Source organism: Methylobacterium nonmethylotrophicum (assembly GCF_004745635.1).
GTDB classification, from domain to species: domain Bacteria; phylum Pseudomonadota; class Alphaproteobacteria; order Rhizobiales; family Beijerinckiaceae; genus Methylobacterium; species Methylobacterium nonmethylotrophicum.
Genome location: NZ_SRLB01000045.1, coordinates 33678 through 47371, shown reverse-complemented (window position 1 = coordinate 47371; position 13694 = coordinate 33678). Strand labels below are relative to the sequence as shown.

13 protein-coding genes are annotated in these 13694 nt (G+C 73.6%); 5 read left to right on the top strand and 8 right to left on the bottom strand.

Annotated elements, in window-relative coordinates; genetic code table 11:
• Positions 1–74: 74 nt before the first annotated feature.
• The gene (gene cysS / locus EU555_RS32510) at positions 75–1457 is read right to left on the bottom strand and encodes a cysteine--tRNA ligase (RefSeq protein ID WP_135419473.1); all 1383 of its coding nucleotides are present in this window, start codon (positions 1455–1457) and stop codon (positions 75–77) included.
• Between the two features lie 347 nt (positions 1458–1804).
• Between cysS and EU555_RS32505 the strand changes: the two genes are divergently transcribed.
• On the top strand, positions 1805–2122 hold the full coding sequence (locus EU555_RS32505) for a hypothetical protein (RefSeq protein WP_135419472.1): 318 nt from the start codon (positions 1805–1807) through the stop codon (positions 2120–2122).
• Positions 2123–2218: 96 nt separating this feature from the next.
• The gene (locus EU555_RS32500) at positions 2219–2743 is read left to right on the top strand and encodes a type II toxin-antitoxin system HicB family antitoxin (RefSeq protein ID WP_342636506.1); all 525 of its coding nucleotides are present in this window, start codon (positions 2219–2221) and stop codon (positions 2741–2743) included.
• A gap of 29 nt (positions 2744–2772) precedes the next feature.
• Here the strand turns inward: EU555_RS32500 and EU555_RS32495 are convergent, their stop codons facing one another.
• Genes EU555_RS32495 through EU555_RS32480 form a run of 4 tightly spaced genes read right to left on the bottom strand, consistent with a single transcriptional unit; the run spans position 2773 to position 7011 of the window.
• Positions 2773–3249: a hypothetical protein gene (locus tag EU555_RS32495; protein WP_135419471.1), complete on the bottom strand. Its 477-nt coding sequence runs from the start codon at positions 3247–3249 to the stop codon at positions 2773–2775.
• Between the two features lie 42 nt (positions 3250–3291).
• On the bottom strand, positions 3292–4629 hold the full coding sequence (locus EU555_RS32490; RefSeq protein WP_135419470.1) for a flavin monoamine oxidase family protein: 1338 nt from the start codon (positions 4627–4629) through the stop codon (positions 3292–3294).
• Between the two features lie 8 nt (positions 4630–4637).
• Positions 4638–5192: a hypothetical protein gene (locus EU555_RS32485; protein ID WP_245524605.1), complete on the bottom strand. Its 555-nt coding sequence runs from the start codon at positions 5190–5192 to the stop codon at positions 4638–4640.
• Positions 5193–5202: 10 nt separating this feature from the next.
• Positions 5203–7011, bottom strand: a complete 1809-nt coding sequence (locus EU555_RS32480) for a hypothetical protein (RefSeq protein WP_135419469.1) — start codon at positions 7009–7011, stop codon at positions 5203–5205.
• A gap of 181 nt (positions 7012–7192) precedes the next feature.
• On the opposite strand from EU555_RS32480, the gene EU555_RS32475 reads away from it, so the two are divergent.
• Positions 7193–8695 (top strand): NAD(P)/FAD-dependent oxidoreductase, encoded by a 1503-nt coding sequence (locus tag EU555_RS32475; RefSeq protein ID WP_135419468.1) that lies wholly within the window; start codon positions 7193–7195, stop codon positions 8693–8695.
• Positions 8696–8822: 127 nt separating this feature from the next.
• Here EU555_RS32475 and EU555_RS32470 read toward each other — a convergent pair whose 3' ends face one another.
• Together EU555_RS32470 and EU555_RS32460 are read right to left on the bottom strand one after the other, a co-directional pair.
• On the bottom strand, positions 8823–10592 hold the full coding sequence (locus EU555_RS32470; RefSeq protein WP_135419467.1) for a peptidoglycan-binding domain-containing protein: 1770 nt from the start codon (positions 10590–10592) through the stop codon (positions 8823–8825).
• A gap of 337 nt (positions 10593–10929) precedes the next feature.
• A complete protein-coding gene (locus EU555_RS32460) occupies positions 10930–11388 on the bottom strand; it encodes a DUF2243 domain-containing protein (protein WP_135419465.1) in 459 nt (152 codons plus the stop codon).
• Positions 11389–11560: 172 nt separating this feature from the next.
• Between EU555_RS32460 and EU555_RS32455 the strand changes: the two genes are divergently transcribed.
• A complete protein-coding gene (locus EU555_RS32455) occupies positions 11561–12727 on the top strand; it encodes a complex I NDUFA9 subunit family protein (protein WP_135419464.1) in 1167 nt (388 codons plus the stop codon).
• Positions 12728–12852: 125 nt separating this feature from the next.
• Here the strand turns inward: EU555_RS32455 and EU555_RS32450 are convergent, their stop codons facing one another.
• Positions 12853–13164: a hypothetical protein gene (locus tag EU555_RS32450; protein ID WP_135419476.1), complete on the bottom strand. Its 312-nt coding sequence runs from the start codon at positions 13162–13164 to the stop codon at positions 12853–12855.
• Between the two features lie 192 nt (positions 13165–13356).
• Here EU555_RS32450 and EU555_RS32445 point away from each other — a divergent pair, with 192 nt between their 5' ends.
• Positions 13357–13596, top strand: coding sequence for a hypothetical protein (locus EU555_RS32445; RefSeq protein WP_135419463.1), 240 nt, complete (start codon positions 13357–13359; stop codon positions 13594–13596).
• Positions 13597–13694 lie beyond the last annotated feature (98 nt).

Genomic DNA, 13694 nt, shown 5'->3' with positions numbered 1-13694 from the left:
AAAAGACCGCCGTCAGCTTCATGGGCGTCCTTTGCCTTGCCTCCACACTACTGTGGTTCAAGTGACAACAGGCCCTAGTCCCGGCTCACCGTCCAGGTCGTCGTCCCGTCCTTGTTGTCCTTCACCGTCACGCCAAGCGCCGTCAGGGCCGCGCGGAGGCGGTCGGATTCCGCCCAGTCCTTGCGGGCGCGGGCCGCCTTCCGCTCGGCGATCAGCCCCTCCACCGCCGCCGCGTCGACGCCGGAGGCCGCCACCGCCGCCTGGTCGCGCGCGGTCCGGGTCTGGCCGAGGAGGCCGAGGAGACCCGCGCCGGCCCTGAGCGCCGCCGGGTCGGCGAGGCGGTGGACCTCGCCGAGGGCCGCCGGGGTGTTGAGGTCGTCGAGCAGCGGCTCGAGCACCGTCTCCGGCGCGGGACCGGGCGCGGCGTCGCCGGCGGCCTCGTACCAGCGGTCGAGGGTGCGGCTCGCCTCTTCCAGGCCGCGCAGGGTCCAGTCGATCGGCTGGCGGTAATGGGTGCGCAGCATGGCGAGGCGCACGACCTCGCCGGGCCAGTCCGCCAGCACCGCGCGCAGGGTGACGAAGTTGCCCAGCGACTTCGACATCTTCTCCCCCTCGACCTGCAGGAAGCCGTTGTGGAGCCAGATGTTGGCCATCACGGGCGTGTCGAAGCAGCAGCGCGACTGCGCCACCTCGTTCTCGTGGTGGGGAAACACCAGGTCGATGCCGCCGGCATGGATGTCGAAGGTCTCGCCGAGATGTTTCCAGGCCATCGCCGAGCACTCGATGTGCCAGCCCGGGCGCCCGGGCGCCGCGATGCCGGCCGGCGAGGGCCAGGACGGCTCGGCCGGCTTAGAGGGCTTCCACAGCACGAAGTCGAGGGGCGAGCGCTTGTAGGGCGCGACGTCGACCCGGGCCCCGGCCTCCATCTCGTCGAGGGGGCGGCGCGAGAGCGCGCCGTAATCGGGCATCGACGGCACGTCGAACAGCACGTGGTCCGCGGCGACGTAGGCGTGGCCGGCCATGACCAGCCGGTCGATCAGCGTCGTCATCTCGACGATGTGGTCGGTCGCCCGCGGCTCGATCATCGCCGGCGGCTGGCCCGCGACGTTCACGTCCTCCGGCATCAGGATGCCGAGGCGGCGGATGTCGTCGTGGAACTGCGCCAGGGTCTCGTCGGTGAGGGCCCGGATGGTGATGCCGCGCTCCGCCGCCCGGGCGTTGATCTTGTCGTCGACGTCCGTGACGTTGCGGGCATAGGTGACCGCGTCCGCCCCGTAGAGGTGGCGCAGCAGCCGGAAGAGCAGGTCGAAGACGATCAGCGGCCGGGCGTTGCCGATATGGGCGGCGTCGTAAACGGTCGGCCCGCAGGCATACATCCGCACCCGGCCCGAATCGATCGGCCGGAGCGGCTCCTTGGCCCGGGAAAGCGTGTTGTAGAGGCGCAACAGCGAGGCCATGAAACACCTGCGGGAGGGGGTCGGGCCGGGCCGCCGCGGGGCGCTCCGGCCGAGGTTCTAAGTCGTTGCCGGACCGAGGCTCAGACCCGGCCGGCCCCGGTCCCGGGCGCCGCCGGCGCGGGCGACCGGGCGGCGGCCTGTTGCACGGTGGAGACGCCCCGGCGGGCGGATCCGGGTTAGCCCAATTCGGCGAGCAATTCGAGACGCCAGGCGCCGCGGGCCTCAAGCCCCTGCCGGACCCTGCGTAATCGGTGCGCACGCACGATGCGTACAGAATTTGTTTACCACCCACGCCCAGTGTCGGGCCGGAGCCGGATGCCGACGGCTCCGTTCAGAAGGTTTCCCCCATGCGTCGCACCCTCGCCGTCCTCAGCGCCCTCGGTGTCCTGGTCTTTGCCGGAACGCCGGCCCTGGCCGCCGCGCAGACGGCCGGCGTGGAGAAGACCTTCCTGATCCCCTCCAGCGACGGCTACGGCGTCGCCGAGTGCCTGACGACCGGCGGCGAGTGCGGCCAGGTGGTGGCGGATGCCTGGTGCGAGTCGCAGGGCTACGCCAAGGCGGCCTCCTACGGCGTCGCCGCCCAGGACGAGTATACCGGCGCGATCGAGACGGCCCCGGCCGTGAAGGTCTCCGAGCGCCCGATCCGCATCACCTGCCGGGATTGAACCGGGCGCGAGGTCAGCCCGGCTGCCGTCCGGGCACCCTCCCGACTGCATTCCGGGCTGCGTCCTCCCCGACACTCCGGGGCTCGGCCCGATCGCGTGACGTTTCCCGCCGCGAACACCGCAACGGCGGTGGCCGGGCGGCCATCGGCGGCAGCCCGCAACGATCGTGGCGATGGACCGATCATGCGAATGTCTGCCGAAGATCGGGACGAGGCCATGACCCGGCCCGTGAACACCACGCTGGCCGACAAGGGCTTCGTCGCGCGGGACGAATTCAGCGCAGAGGATGAGGCGGTCATCGGCCACATTGCCGGCATCGACGATATCGTCGGCTTTCACGCCGAGAGCGTGCCGGAACTGGTGAGCGCCTTCCGCGAGGCGGCAGACGATTTCGTCGGGACCTGTGAGCGGATCGGCAAGGCGCCCGAGACGATGTTCTCCGGCGAGCTGATGGTCCGGGTCGATCCGAGCGTTCACGCGCAGGCCGCGCGGGCTGCGGAACGCGCCGGCAAGAGCCTGGCGCAGTGGACCGAAGATGCGCTGCGGGCGGCAGCCCGGAAGAGCCGGCCGAGGGCGCTCTCATCGCGTCACCGGACGACCGGTCGCGCGGAGCGACCATAGGCCCGATCCGGCACTCTTCCAGACCGACGCTACTTCCCCGGCGCCGCGTCGCTCGACGTGGTGAACGTCCCCTCGAACCGGCCGCGCTGGGTGTCGGCCGCGCAGGCGACGGTGGCGCGGCCGGAGGCCGCGGGCGGGAAGCGGCAGGAGCCGACGGTCATCAGGGTGTCGCGGGTGATGCCGCCGTCGGCGCTCTTCACGCTCAGGATCACGGCGCTCACCGGCTGGAGCGCGTCGACGCCGACCTCCTCCTGGCGGTCCTGCGGCATGCCGGTGCCGCTGAAGCTCACCGTGGTGCCGTCGCTGGAGGTGAAGTCGAACGAGGTTCGCCGGCCCTGGACCAGGTTGACGATGCTGTCGCCGCAGGTCGGGCTGACGTCCCGCCCGGCGATGACGAGCTTCTCGCAGGCGCCCTTGAGGACGTTGCGGGTCAGGGGCTGGGCCCGGGACTCGGCGGCGCAGGCCAGGCCGATGAGGAGCAGCAGGGTGACGAGGCGCGTGAGCATGGCGGGGATGTAGGCGTCGGTCCCGGAAAGCCAAACGGGACCTTAGTGCAGGGCCGCCGCGATCGCGTCGGCCGCCCGCTCGCCCTCCGCGAAGGCGCCGCCCGCCGTGCCCCATTGCGCCCGCGACAGGGCCTCGCCGGCAAACCAGATCCGCTCGGCCACCGGCTCCTTCAGGAGGTCGCGGGCCCCGGCATGGCCCGGCGGGACCACCGCCCAGGAGCCGCGGGACCAGGGATCGTGGCGCCACTCGGTCACCGCCGGCACGGCGAGGTCACGCAGGCGCCCGCGGCCGACCTGCTCGGCCAGCGTCTCGCGCACCAGCCGCCGCGCGCCGTCGGCCCCGGCCCGGGCGGCGTCGAGGCGGAGGGCCAGCGGCACGTCGAGCTCGAAATAGTGGAACGGGGTGCCGTCGACCCGCGTCAGCAGGCCCGGCGGCTGCAGCCTGCCGCCGATCAGGCTCGCCAGCCGGTCGCGGCCGCGGAACGGCGAGGACGGCCAGTGCAGCACCACGTGCTCGTAGACGCCCGGGCGAAAGCCGTCGATGGCCGCGCGCACCGGATCCGGCAGGGCGGGGGCGAAGCGCAAGGCCGGGCTCGGCTCCTGCATCACCATCATCGGGGCGGTGACGAGGGCGGCCCGCGCGCGCAGGGCGCCGCGCGGGCCGAGATCGAGCCGTACCCCCTCCGCCGACCAGTCGAGGGCGGCGACGGGCGCATCGAGCGCCACCGGCAGGCCGGCAGCGAGGCGGGAGAGGTAGGCGCCGTAGCCGCCGGCGATGAAGAAGTTGTCGCCGTACTCCATGCTGGGGAAGTCGTGCAGGCTGACCTCGGAGAGCGGCCGGCCGGAGACGAGGCCGTGCACCAGGGCGACCCGCTGCCCCCAGGGCCCGAGGCCGGGCGGCAGGGCGGCGGCGGCGGGCCGGTCGGCGCCGTGGAGCCGGGCGCCGTCGGTCATCGCCCGGTCGGCGACCGCCCAGGCGCGGCCGAAGGCGGCCTCCTCCGCCGGCCTCCCCGGGCGCCGGCCGACCCAGAGATGGCTCTCCTGCGCGGCCCGGCGCAAGGGCTCGCCGCGTTGGAAACCCAGCGTCACCAGGGGGTTGATCGGCCCGGCATGGAGCCAGTGCGCTCCGAGATCGACCGGGTGCCCGCGCAGGGACGTGGTCACCGTGCGGCCGCCGAGCCGCGTGCGGGCCTCCAGCACCGCCACCGACAGGCCGTGGGCCCGCAGGCGCCGCGCCGCGCCGATGCCGGCAGCCCCGGCGCCGATCACCGCGACGTCGGGCGTGGCGGGCAGATCCGCCAGCGGCGGAACGCTGGTGGGCGGCAGGTGCTCATGGGCGGGGTGCTGTTGGGCGGGGTGCTGTTGGGCGGCGCGCGGCATCCGGGTCATCACCCCTTGGTCGATTCGGTTCCGGCCGCCGCCGCGATCCCGTCGAGCCAGCGGGTCAGGCGCGCGCGGCTTGTCGCCGGGACCGGGCAGCCGGCCTGGCTGCGGATGTAGAGCGCGAGGCTGGAACGGCCCTCCCCGCGCCCGACGATCTCGACCGTGACGGTGTCGGGGCAGCGAAGCACGGCGGAGCGGGCGACGTAGCGGTCCTGCTCGCCCCAGCGGTCGGTGAAGACGAGCGCCGTCCGCGGCTCGGCCTCGGCGAACGACCGCACGATCTCGCGCAGGCGCGCGCCCGCGACGGAATAGTCCGGCGGCACCGCGTCGGCCGCGGCCAGCGGACAGACATCGGGCGCGCAGGCGAGCGCATCGGCGCGGGAGGGCCGGCGGCGCAGGGCGGCGAAGTCCACCGGGCCGAGATCCGGCGGGCCGAGGAGGGCGATCCACACCTCCTCGATGCCGCCGGGCTCCTCGCCGCGAGCGACCGCCAGCGCCGCCGCCGCCAGGGCCGCGAGGACGAGGGCGAGGAGCAGGAGTGCGGCGATTCGCCCGATCACCAGAAAAACCTCACGGCGCCGGCCGGAGGCGCCAGACCCGCAACGGCGTGCCCTGCACCGGGACCGGCTCGAGCCCGGGCGGGGCGACCTCGCCGCGGCCGAGCCGGGCCGCGAAGGTCGGCACCTCGTCCGGCTTGGCCGGGGCGGCGCAGGCCACGATGTAGTCCGCCCCCACCCGCGCGGCCACACGCGGCAGGGCCGCAGCTTCCTGGAACGCCTCGAGCGCGGCGGACAGCCCGGGCAGCGCCCGGTGGTAGGGGGCCGCCACGACGGCGTGGTGGCTGTGCAGCAGCAGGTTCGGGCCGAGATCGATCTCGGCGAGGATCAGCCCGGGCGGCAAGACGTCGAGGGCGGCGACCGCCTGCTTGGCGCCGCAGCCCTGCCAGGCGGCGTGGTCGGCCTCCAGGGTCTTGTCGGTGCCGGCGAGCGCCTGCGGCAGGGCGGCGGCCAGGAGCCAGACCTTGCCGCACAGGGCGAGGCTCAAGGCGAGCGCGCCGAGGCGCCGGCGCGGGCTCGCCTCGGGGGCACGCAGGAGCGCGACCGCCCGGTCGAAGACCGGGCCGGCCACCAGGGGCACGAAGGCACCGGCGACGTAAAGGCCGCGGAACTGCACCGCGCCGAGCGCGAGGCCGAGCCAGAGCACGCCGGCCGCGATGCCCATCAGGCGCCGCTCCGCGGACTCCGGCCCCCGCAGGGCCCACAGGCTCGCGGCGGCCGCGCCGAGCAGCACCGGCAGGTAGCCGGCGAGCACCGCCTCGGGCGCCATCCGGGCGACCTGCCAGACCGGCCGCATCTCGCGCACCTGCAGCAGCCAGCCCTCGCGCACGAGATCCGGCATGGCGGTGAACGGCCCGGCGGCGCAGGCGGGGAACAGCGCCAGGAACCCGCCGGCCGTGGCGAGGCCGCCGGCGGCGAGGAGCCCGAGCCGCGCGCCCGGTCCCCCGCGCAGGAGGGCGGCGGCCGCGGCCGTGACGGCGGCCGCGGCGCAGAGCCAGAGCCAGGGGGGCGACAGGGCGTCGCAGGCGCTCGTCGACCACAGCGCCGGCGCGGTCTGGGCGACGTAGAGCGCCGGGGCGACGAACCCGAGGGCGAGGCCGAAGCCCAGGAAGGCCGGCAGGGCCGGGCGGCCTTCCCGAAGCCATGTGGCGGCGAGCACGAGCCCGGCGGCGGCGATGACGGGCAGCGCCTCGAGGCCGACCGCCAGGGAAAGGGCGGCGAGCGCCCCGGCGAGCGCCCCGTCCCGTCCGGTCGGCGCCGGGCGGGCGACGAGAAGGGCGAGGCCGAGCACCGCGCAGATCTGGACGTTGTGGTGATCGATCCGCCCGGGCGCGAACAGGCCTGTGACGAACACCGCCTGCGTGCCGGCGAAGACCGCGAGCGCCCCGGCGCGCCAGCCGAAGGCGCGCCGCACCCCGCGGTAGAGGATCACGGCGTAGAGGCAGAAGAGCAGCAGCGGCCACAGGATCGCGGCCGCGCCCTCCGCCAGGGCCGCGCCGAGGACGGGGCGCGCCAGGATGACGAGGGCGGCGATCGGCGCGTCGACGAGGCGCGACCAGTGCATCGGGGGAGCGCCCGCATGGCGGTGCTGGGCGAGGTCGAACCACGGCTGGCCGGCCAGGAGGTCGCGCACCTGCAGGAGCCGCATCGCGTCGTCCGTATCCGGCAGGCGCAAGGCGCGAAGGACCGCCCCGAGATCGGGCCAGGACAGGACCCCGGCGAGCCCGGCCGCGACGATGAGCCAGACGAGGGCCGGACGCTCGAACGGCGAGCGCCCCGCCGCCTCTCCGGATCGGGCCTGGGGGAGCGGGGCGGCGAGCATGGCGGGATCCTGCGGACCTCGAGATCGGTCGGTCCCGATTCGCACGGCCCCCTTACCCCGCGGTTAGCGGCTTGGCTGGCACGAGTTGGGGTTGAGCGGTTCTTTACCATCCGGGCGGTAAGGCTTGGGGAGTGCCCTCTCCATGCGGAGCGGCCGAGCCGGCCCCGGAGTTGCCCGAGCGATGAGCCTTCACACCGAGACGCTGGTGATCGGCGCGGGACCGGCGGGCCTGACCACCGGCTACATGCTGGCCAAGGCCGGCCGCGACGTCGTGGTGCTGGAGCGCGATCCGACCCAGGTCGGCGGCATCAGCCGCACGGTGGAGTACAAGGGCTTCCTGTTCGACATTGGTGGCCACCGCTTCTTCTCGAAGGCGAAGGAGGTGGTCGATCTCTGGAACGAGATCCTGCCCGACGACTTCATCGAGCGGCCGCGCCTGTCGCGGATCTACTACAAGGGCAAGACCTACGCCTACCCGCTCAGGGCCTTCGAGGCCCTGCGCAACCTCGGGATCCTCGAGAGCACGGCCTGCGTCGCCTCCTATCTCTGGGCCCGGGCCCGGCCGATCGCGGAGCCGCGGAGCTTCCACGACTGGGTCCGCAACCAGTTCGGCGAGCGGCTCTTCTCGATCTTCTTCAAGACCTACACCGAGAAGGTGTGGGGGATGTCGTGCGACGACATCTCGGCCGACTGGGCGGCCCAGCGCATCAAGGGGCTCGACCTCGGCGCCGCGATCCGCGACGGGCTCAAGCGCTCGCTCGGGCTGCACCGGCGGGCGTCCGGCGACGATCCGGTGATCAAGACCCTGATCGAATCGTTCCGCTATCCCCGCCGCGGCCCCGGCATGATGTGGGACGCCGCTGCCGCGGCGATCCGGACGAAGGGCGGCCGGGTCCTCCTCGACCGGCGGGTCGACGGCCTGACCTACGATGCCGGCACGCAGCTCTGGACGGTGAGCGCGCGGCGCGCGGACGGCGGGCGCGAGACCTTCACGGCCCGCCACGTCGTGTCCTCGGCGCCGATCCGCGAGCTCGTCGGCGCGATCCGCCCCGCCCCCCTGAGCACCTTCCAGGCCCGGTCCCTGCGCTACCGCGACTTCCTCACCGTGGCGCTGATCGCCCGGGCGAAGGACAGCTTTCCGGACAACTGGATCTACGTCCACGACCCGGCCGTGAAGGTGGGCCGCGTGCAGAACTTCCGCTCTTGGTCGCCCGAGATGGTGCCGGACGAGTCCTACACGTGCCTGGGCCTCGAATATTTCTGCTTCGAGGGCGACGGCTTGTGGAACGCGCCGGATTCCGAGCTGATCGCCCTCGCCCGCCGGGAGATCGGGCTCATCGGCCTCGTCGACCCGGCCAGCGTGGTCGATGCCTGCGTGGTGCGCCAGCCCAAGGCCTATCCGGTGTACGACGACGCCTACCGCGCCCACGTGGCGACGATCCGCCGGGACCTGGAAGGCAGCTACCCGACCCTCCACCTCGTCGGCCGCAACGGCATGCACAAGTACAACAACCAGGACCACGCGATGATGACCGCGATGCTGACCGCGCGGAACATCCTGCTGGGTGAGCGCCGCTACGACGTCTGGAACGTCAACGAGGACGCGGAATACGCCGAGGCCGGGCTGTCGGGGGCGCGGGAGGCGCTGGGCAGCGAGCGCATGGTGCCGCGCAAGGTCGCCTGAGTCGCGCACGGCGCCCGGCGAAGCCTCGTCGGCGCTGCATCGGCCGTCCACGCGGTCCCGCGACGAGGCCCGACGAGGCCCGGATCTCCGCGGCGACGGCCCTTCCGGGACGATGACGGCCTGCCGGTCAGCGCGCCGCCATCGGCGGCCCACCGGGGCGCTGGCGGATCAGCCGGTCGATCTGGGACGGCGAAAGCCGGCCGGTCGCCTCCTCGCGCAGTCCGCGCTGGTACCTCGCGATCGCCGCCCTGGTGCTCTCCCCCGGGCTGCCGTCGGCCTTGCCGGTATAGTAGCCGGCCCTGCCCAGGGCGTGCTGGACCAGCCGCCAGTCGTCCGGCCGGAGCGCAGCCTCGGTCCTGGTCGGGGCGGGATCGGCCTTCGCCGGCGGGGACGGCGCTCGGGCGGGCACGGGGCTCACGGTGGCCGCCGCACCGGCGAGCGAGTCGCTGAGCGCGGCGAGCCGGATCTTGAGCGCCGACAGCGACCGGTCGACCTCGCCGCCCCCGGCGGAGAGGTCGGCGAGGTGCTGGCGCTCCCGGGACACCGCGTCGCGAACCTCCGCGACCGCCCGCGCGGTCTCCTCCATGCCGTCGATCATCCCGGCGACCCGGTCGAGGGCCGCCCGGACGTCCTGCGCCGTCCTGTCGAGCGCCCCCACGTGGTCGCCGAGCGCGGCAAGGCGGTCGCGAACCTGCCGGATGCCCGCCTCGCCCTCGCTCCGGATGACGTCCGCCTTGCCGGCCTCCTCCGACACCGTCTCGCGCATCGCGCCGAGCCCGGCTCGCGTCGCGGCGATGTCCGTCACCACGGTGGCGAGCGCCTCGCGCTGCTCCGCCGCCTGCGCCCGCAGGGCGGCGGCCTCGCCGGTCGCCGCGTCCAGGACCGCCCGAACCTCGGCGGCACCGGCCGCGGCCGCGGCTGCGGTGCGCCGGCTCTCCTCGGCCTCGTCGGCGGCCCGGCGGGCGGTCTCGGCGCTGCTCCGCAGGCGGGCCGGGAGGGTCTCGTCGGCGGATGCCGCTTCCGCGACGTGCCGCAGACGCGCGATCACGGCATCGAGCGCGCCGAGCTCGTGCTGGCGACGCGCGACGGCCTGCCCGACGGCCTCCATCTCGGCGGCGAGCCGCTGCGACCGCGCCGCAAGCTCCCGCGACGCAGCCGGATCGTCCCGCTCGACCCCGCCGGCGTCGCCGGCCGGCCGGCCGGATGCCTCCTCGGCGGGGGCGGCACGCACCCGGCCGAGGAGGCCGGCGGCGTTCCGGACCCCTTGATCGGCGGACGCCACCAGGGCGGCGACGCCGACCGGCCCGCTTCCGGGCGGAAGGAGCGTCGTCCCGGCGAGGAGGCCGAGGATCACGACCGCCGCGATGCCGGCGGCGAGGCGGTATCCGCGTCCCCGACGGGGCCGCCCGGACGGTGCGACCACAGCCGGCGTCGCGCCTGTCCGGCTCCGGTCGGCCGTCATCTCGGGGAAGCAGCCGGCATTCCGGAGATCGATCAGGATCTGCACGGCTCCCTGAAGCTCGCGCACGCTGACGAGCAGCCGCTCCTTGTCCTCGAGCTTCAGCAGACTCAGCGGAAGCGCCCGATCGACCGCCGCCGCGACGCTCGGAACCTCATCGACGTACCGTGAATACTTCGGGTGATTTCTGAGGATTTTAGCGATGACAGCATATTTGCTGCGAATCGAGTAATAGTTGTCATCCTCGAAACCGCTGTTGATAAACCTCGCGATATCAACCAGTTCGGCGAGTTGACTTGCCAAAATTTCAAGATCGTCGGTCGAAGAACCAGACCTTTCATGGCGTGCCTTCAGCAACATTCGGGCAAACAGCCAGGGTGCCAACGCAAATACCGCGATGAGAGTGGTCAGCGCGACCGCCATGGATGCGTTCGGCATCTTCGTTCCGCCCGTTCATTTGATTTTTTATCGGTATTCGACGATATATTTCCTTCCGTTCGTTGCAAGGATCATCGCCGCATATAGCCGTAAACTCGCTGCCCGCCGACAGCCTCGCGCAATCCTGGGGGCTTCCCGTCCCGGCGACGAGCCTCCGGACGGGCGTGATGGCGGCGACCCGCGCGAACGGCCCCGCGCCGGCGCGCGTCCGGCCCGCAGCGCAGGGTCAGCAGCTCGTCCAGCGTCGGATCGAACCCGGCGACCCACCGCCCCCAGACCGGCGCCGTCGCAGCCGTCAGGGCGAGACCCAGCACGATCCACGGCAGCGCCGCACGCATCACCGGCGGCCCCGCACCAGCAGCGCGCCCATCACCGCCATCGCGGCGCCCCAGGCCAGGAACCCGGCATCCCACCAGGGCCAGGCCGCCCTCGGCACCGTCTCGTTGACGTGGTGCACGCCGAGCACCTGGTGGTCGATCACGCCCTCGACCAGGTTGAACGCGGCCCAGCCGATGAGCACGGAACCGGCGAGGGCCCGGCCGTCATGCGGTCCGCCCCGGCGCCAGAGCAGGAAGACGCCCAGCACCACGAGTACGTAGGTGGCGCTGTGGAAGTAGCCGTCCCAGCGGGTGTTGAGTTCGAGAGCCGCGAGCGAGGTGATCGGGTGCCAGCTGCTCAGCATGTGGTGCCATTGCAGCAGCTGGTGGAGCACGATGCCGTCGAAGAACCCGCCGAGGCCGAGGCCGATCAGGAGGCCGGGGGCGAGGCCGGGACCGGTTCGGATGGGCGGTGTCATGCGGGGCGAACGGTGCCGAACTGCCTGCGTTCCCGGCCCCGCGGCAGCGCCGGAGCTTCACAGGGCCCGTCCCCTCGACTAAGGAGCCGGCACGAGCGCCGGGCCGGTCGCCCCCGGCCGGTGACCCCGGCACGCCCCCTCCGGCCAAGACCCGCGGAAGGACCCCACGACCATGACCGGCTTCGACACCGTCGGCCTGACCCGGCCCGCCTCGCAGCTCGTGACCGTGTTCGGGGGATCGGGCTTCCTCGGCCGCCACGTCGTGCGGGCGCTCGCCAAGCGCGGCTACCGGATCCGGGTGGCGGTGCGCCGGCCCGACCTCGCGCAGTTCCTCCAGCCGCTGGGCCGCGTCGGCCAGATCGTCGGCGTGCAGGCGAACCTCCGCAACCCGGCCTCGATCGTGCGCGCCGCCGAGCACGCCGACATCGTGGTCAACCTCGTGGGCATCCTGCAGGAGAGCGGCAGCCAGAGCTTCCAGCGCCTGCAGGCGGAGGGAGCGGGCGAGGTCGCACGGGCGGCGGCCGCGGTGAACGCCCCGATGGTGCACGTCTCGGCGCTCGGCGCCGACGAGGCCTCGCCCTCCGCCTATGCCCGCTCGAAGGCGATCGGCGAGGCCAACGTATTCGCGGCGCGACCCGACGCGGTGGTCTTCCGTCCGTCGATCGTGTTCGGGCCGGGCGACAGCTTCTTCAACCGCTTCGCCGCGCTCGCCCGGATGCTGCCGGTGCTGCCGCTCGCCGGGGCCGGGGCCCGGATGCAGCCGGTCTTCGTCGGCGACGTCGCCGAGGCGATCGCCCGGGCGGTCGAGGGCCGGCTCCAGGGCGGCCGGGTCTACGAGCTCGGCGGGCCGGAGATCCTGACCCTGCAGCAGCTCGTCGAGTACACCCTGAAGGTCACGATGCGCAGCCGCGTCCTGCTGCCGCTGCCCGCGCCCGCCGCCCGGCTCCAGGCCCGGGCGATGGAACTGGCCGATACCCTGACGCTCGGTCTCCTGCCCGACACCCTGAAGCTCACCCGCGACCAGGTCACCCTGCTGCAGAGCGACAACGTCGTGTCGGAGGCGGCCAGGGCCGAGGGGCGCACGATCGAGGGGATCGGGATCGCGCCGACCGCGATCGAGGCGGTGGTGCCGGGCTATCTCTGGCGCTTCCGCAAGGCCGGCCAGTTCGCCACCGGCCGCGGCTCGCCCGACATGGCCGCGACCCCGGACCTGATGGCCGCCGACCCGATGGGCGAGGGCTCGCAGCACCATCCGGGCAATGCTTCGGGGCCCGCCGTCGGGCAGCTCGCGGCGGGCGCGGGCCCGGCGCCGGGGGTGCGCTGGGGCAAGCGGCAGTGAGGGCGCGCGTCCGGTGAACCGATAGACGCGGACGACGCGCCGACGATCGGGCGCAGAGTGGGAAGGGCCGCCGGCGGCGGCCCTTTCGCGCGATCAGGGCACCGGTTGGTCAGGGCACCACTTGGTCAGGGCACCACTTGGCCCGGGGCCGGGGGCTGCGGCGCGCTGAAGCTCGCGATCGGGATGTCGCAGAAGCAGCGGGCGCCGAGCGGGCGAGGGCCGGGCAGCGGGCAGGAATACGGCCGCGGGCCGGTCAGGCCGCGCTGCACCGCCTCGCAATTGTAGCCGACGGCGCGGCGCGGCGCCGGACGCTCGTACCGCTCGTAGCCATAGCCCGGCGGCGTGTTCTCCCGGTAGTATTGCGCGTGTGCCGCGCCGGTCAGGACCGCGACCAACAGGACGGCCGACGACAGGCCGGCGCGAACGAACCCTCGCATCATTGCGTTCCTCTCTGGCGGGACGGTATCCTGGGCAACGCCGTCAGGTGGCGTGATGCCGTGCCGGCGCGCGGCCGGCCTCCCGGCGCCGCATCGGTAGCCGAACCGGTCCGGCCCGGCAAATCGCGGCCGGTGTCGCGCGACCGAAGTCCTTGAATCCGAGCCCTTGACCCCGAGCCTTGGAGATCCGCCGTGACGACCTCGGCACAGTGGCAGCGCACCCTCGATGCGGTCGTCGTGATCGCGGAGGAGATCGCCCGTCTTTCGCCGGACTGCGCCGACCGGGCGATGCAGATCGTCCGGCTGATCCGCGCCGTCGATCCGCCGGCCCGCCGCGGGGGCGCCGCCACGACCGACGACATGGATGACGACGAGGACCAGGAACTCGGCATCGGCCCGCTGCACCGCAACAAGAGCCAGGACCGGGTCTGAGCGACGGCATGCGGGAGCCAAAAAAGGGGCCGCGCCCCGAGGGGAGCGCGGCCGTCACCGTCGGCGTGCCTCTGCCACCGGCCCCCGACGGGCCGGGC

Coding starts and splice junctions, on each gene's coding strand:
- EU555_RS32460 (WP_135419465.1), bottom strand. CDS start 11,388: ATGACACCGCCCATCCGAACCGGTCCCGGCCTCGCCCCCGGCCTCCTG.
- EU555_RS32480 (WP_135419469.1), bottom strand. CDS start 7,011: ATGCTCGCCGCCCCGCTCCCCCAGGCCCGATCCGGAGAGGCGGCGGGG.
- EU555_RS32505 (WP_135419472.1), top strand. CDS start 1,805: ATGCGTCGCACCCTCGCCGTCCTCAGCGCCCTCGGTGTCCTGGTCTTT.
- EU555_RS32450 (WP_135419476.1), bottom strand. CDS start 13,164: ATGCGAGGGTTCGTTCGCGCCGGCCTGTCGTCGGCCGTCCTGTTGGTC.
- EU555_RS32470 (WP_135419467.1), bottom strand. CDS start 10,592: ATGCCGAACGCATCCATGGCGGTCGCGCTGACCACTCTCATCGCGGTA.
- EU555_RS32490 (WP_135419470.1), bottom strand. CDS start 4,629: ATGCCGCGCGCCGCCCAACAGCACCCCGCCCAACAGCACCCCGCCCAT.
- cysS (WP_135419473.1), bottom strand. CDS start 1,457: ATGGCCTCGCTGTTGCGCCTCTACAACACGCTTTCCCGGGCCAAGGAG.
- EU555_RS32475 (WP_135419468.1), top strand. CDS start 7,193: ATGAGCCTTCACACCGAGACGCTGGTGATCGGCGCGGGACCGGCGGGC.
- EU555_RS32495 (WP_135419471.1), bottom strand. CDS start 3,249: ATGCTCACGCGCCTCGTCACCCTGCTGCTCCTCATCGGCCTGGCCTGC.
- EU555_RS32455 (WP_135419464.1), top strand. CDS start 11,561: ATGACCGGCTTCGACACCGTCGGCCTGACCCGGCCCGCCTCGCAGCTC.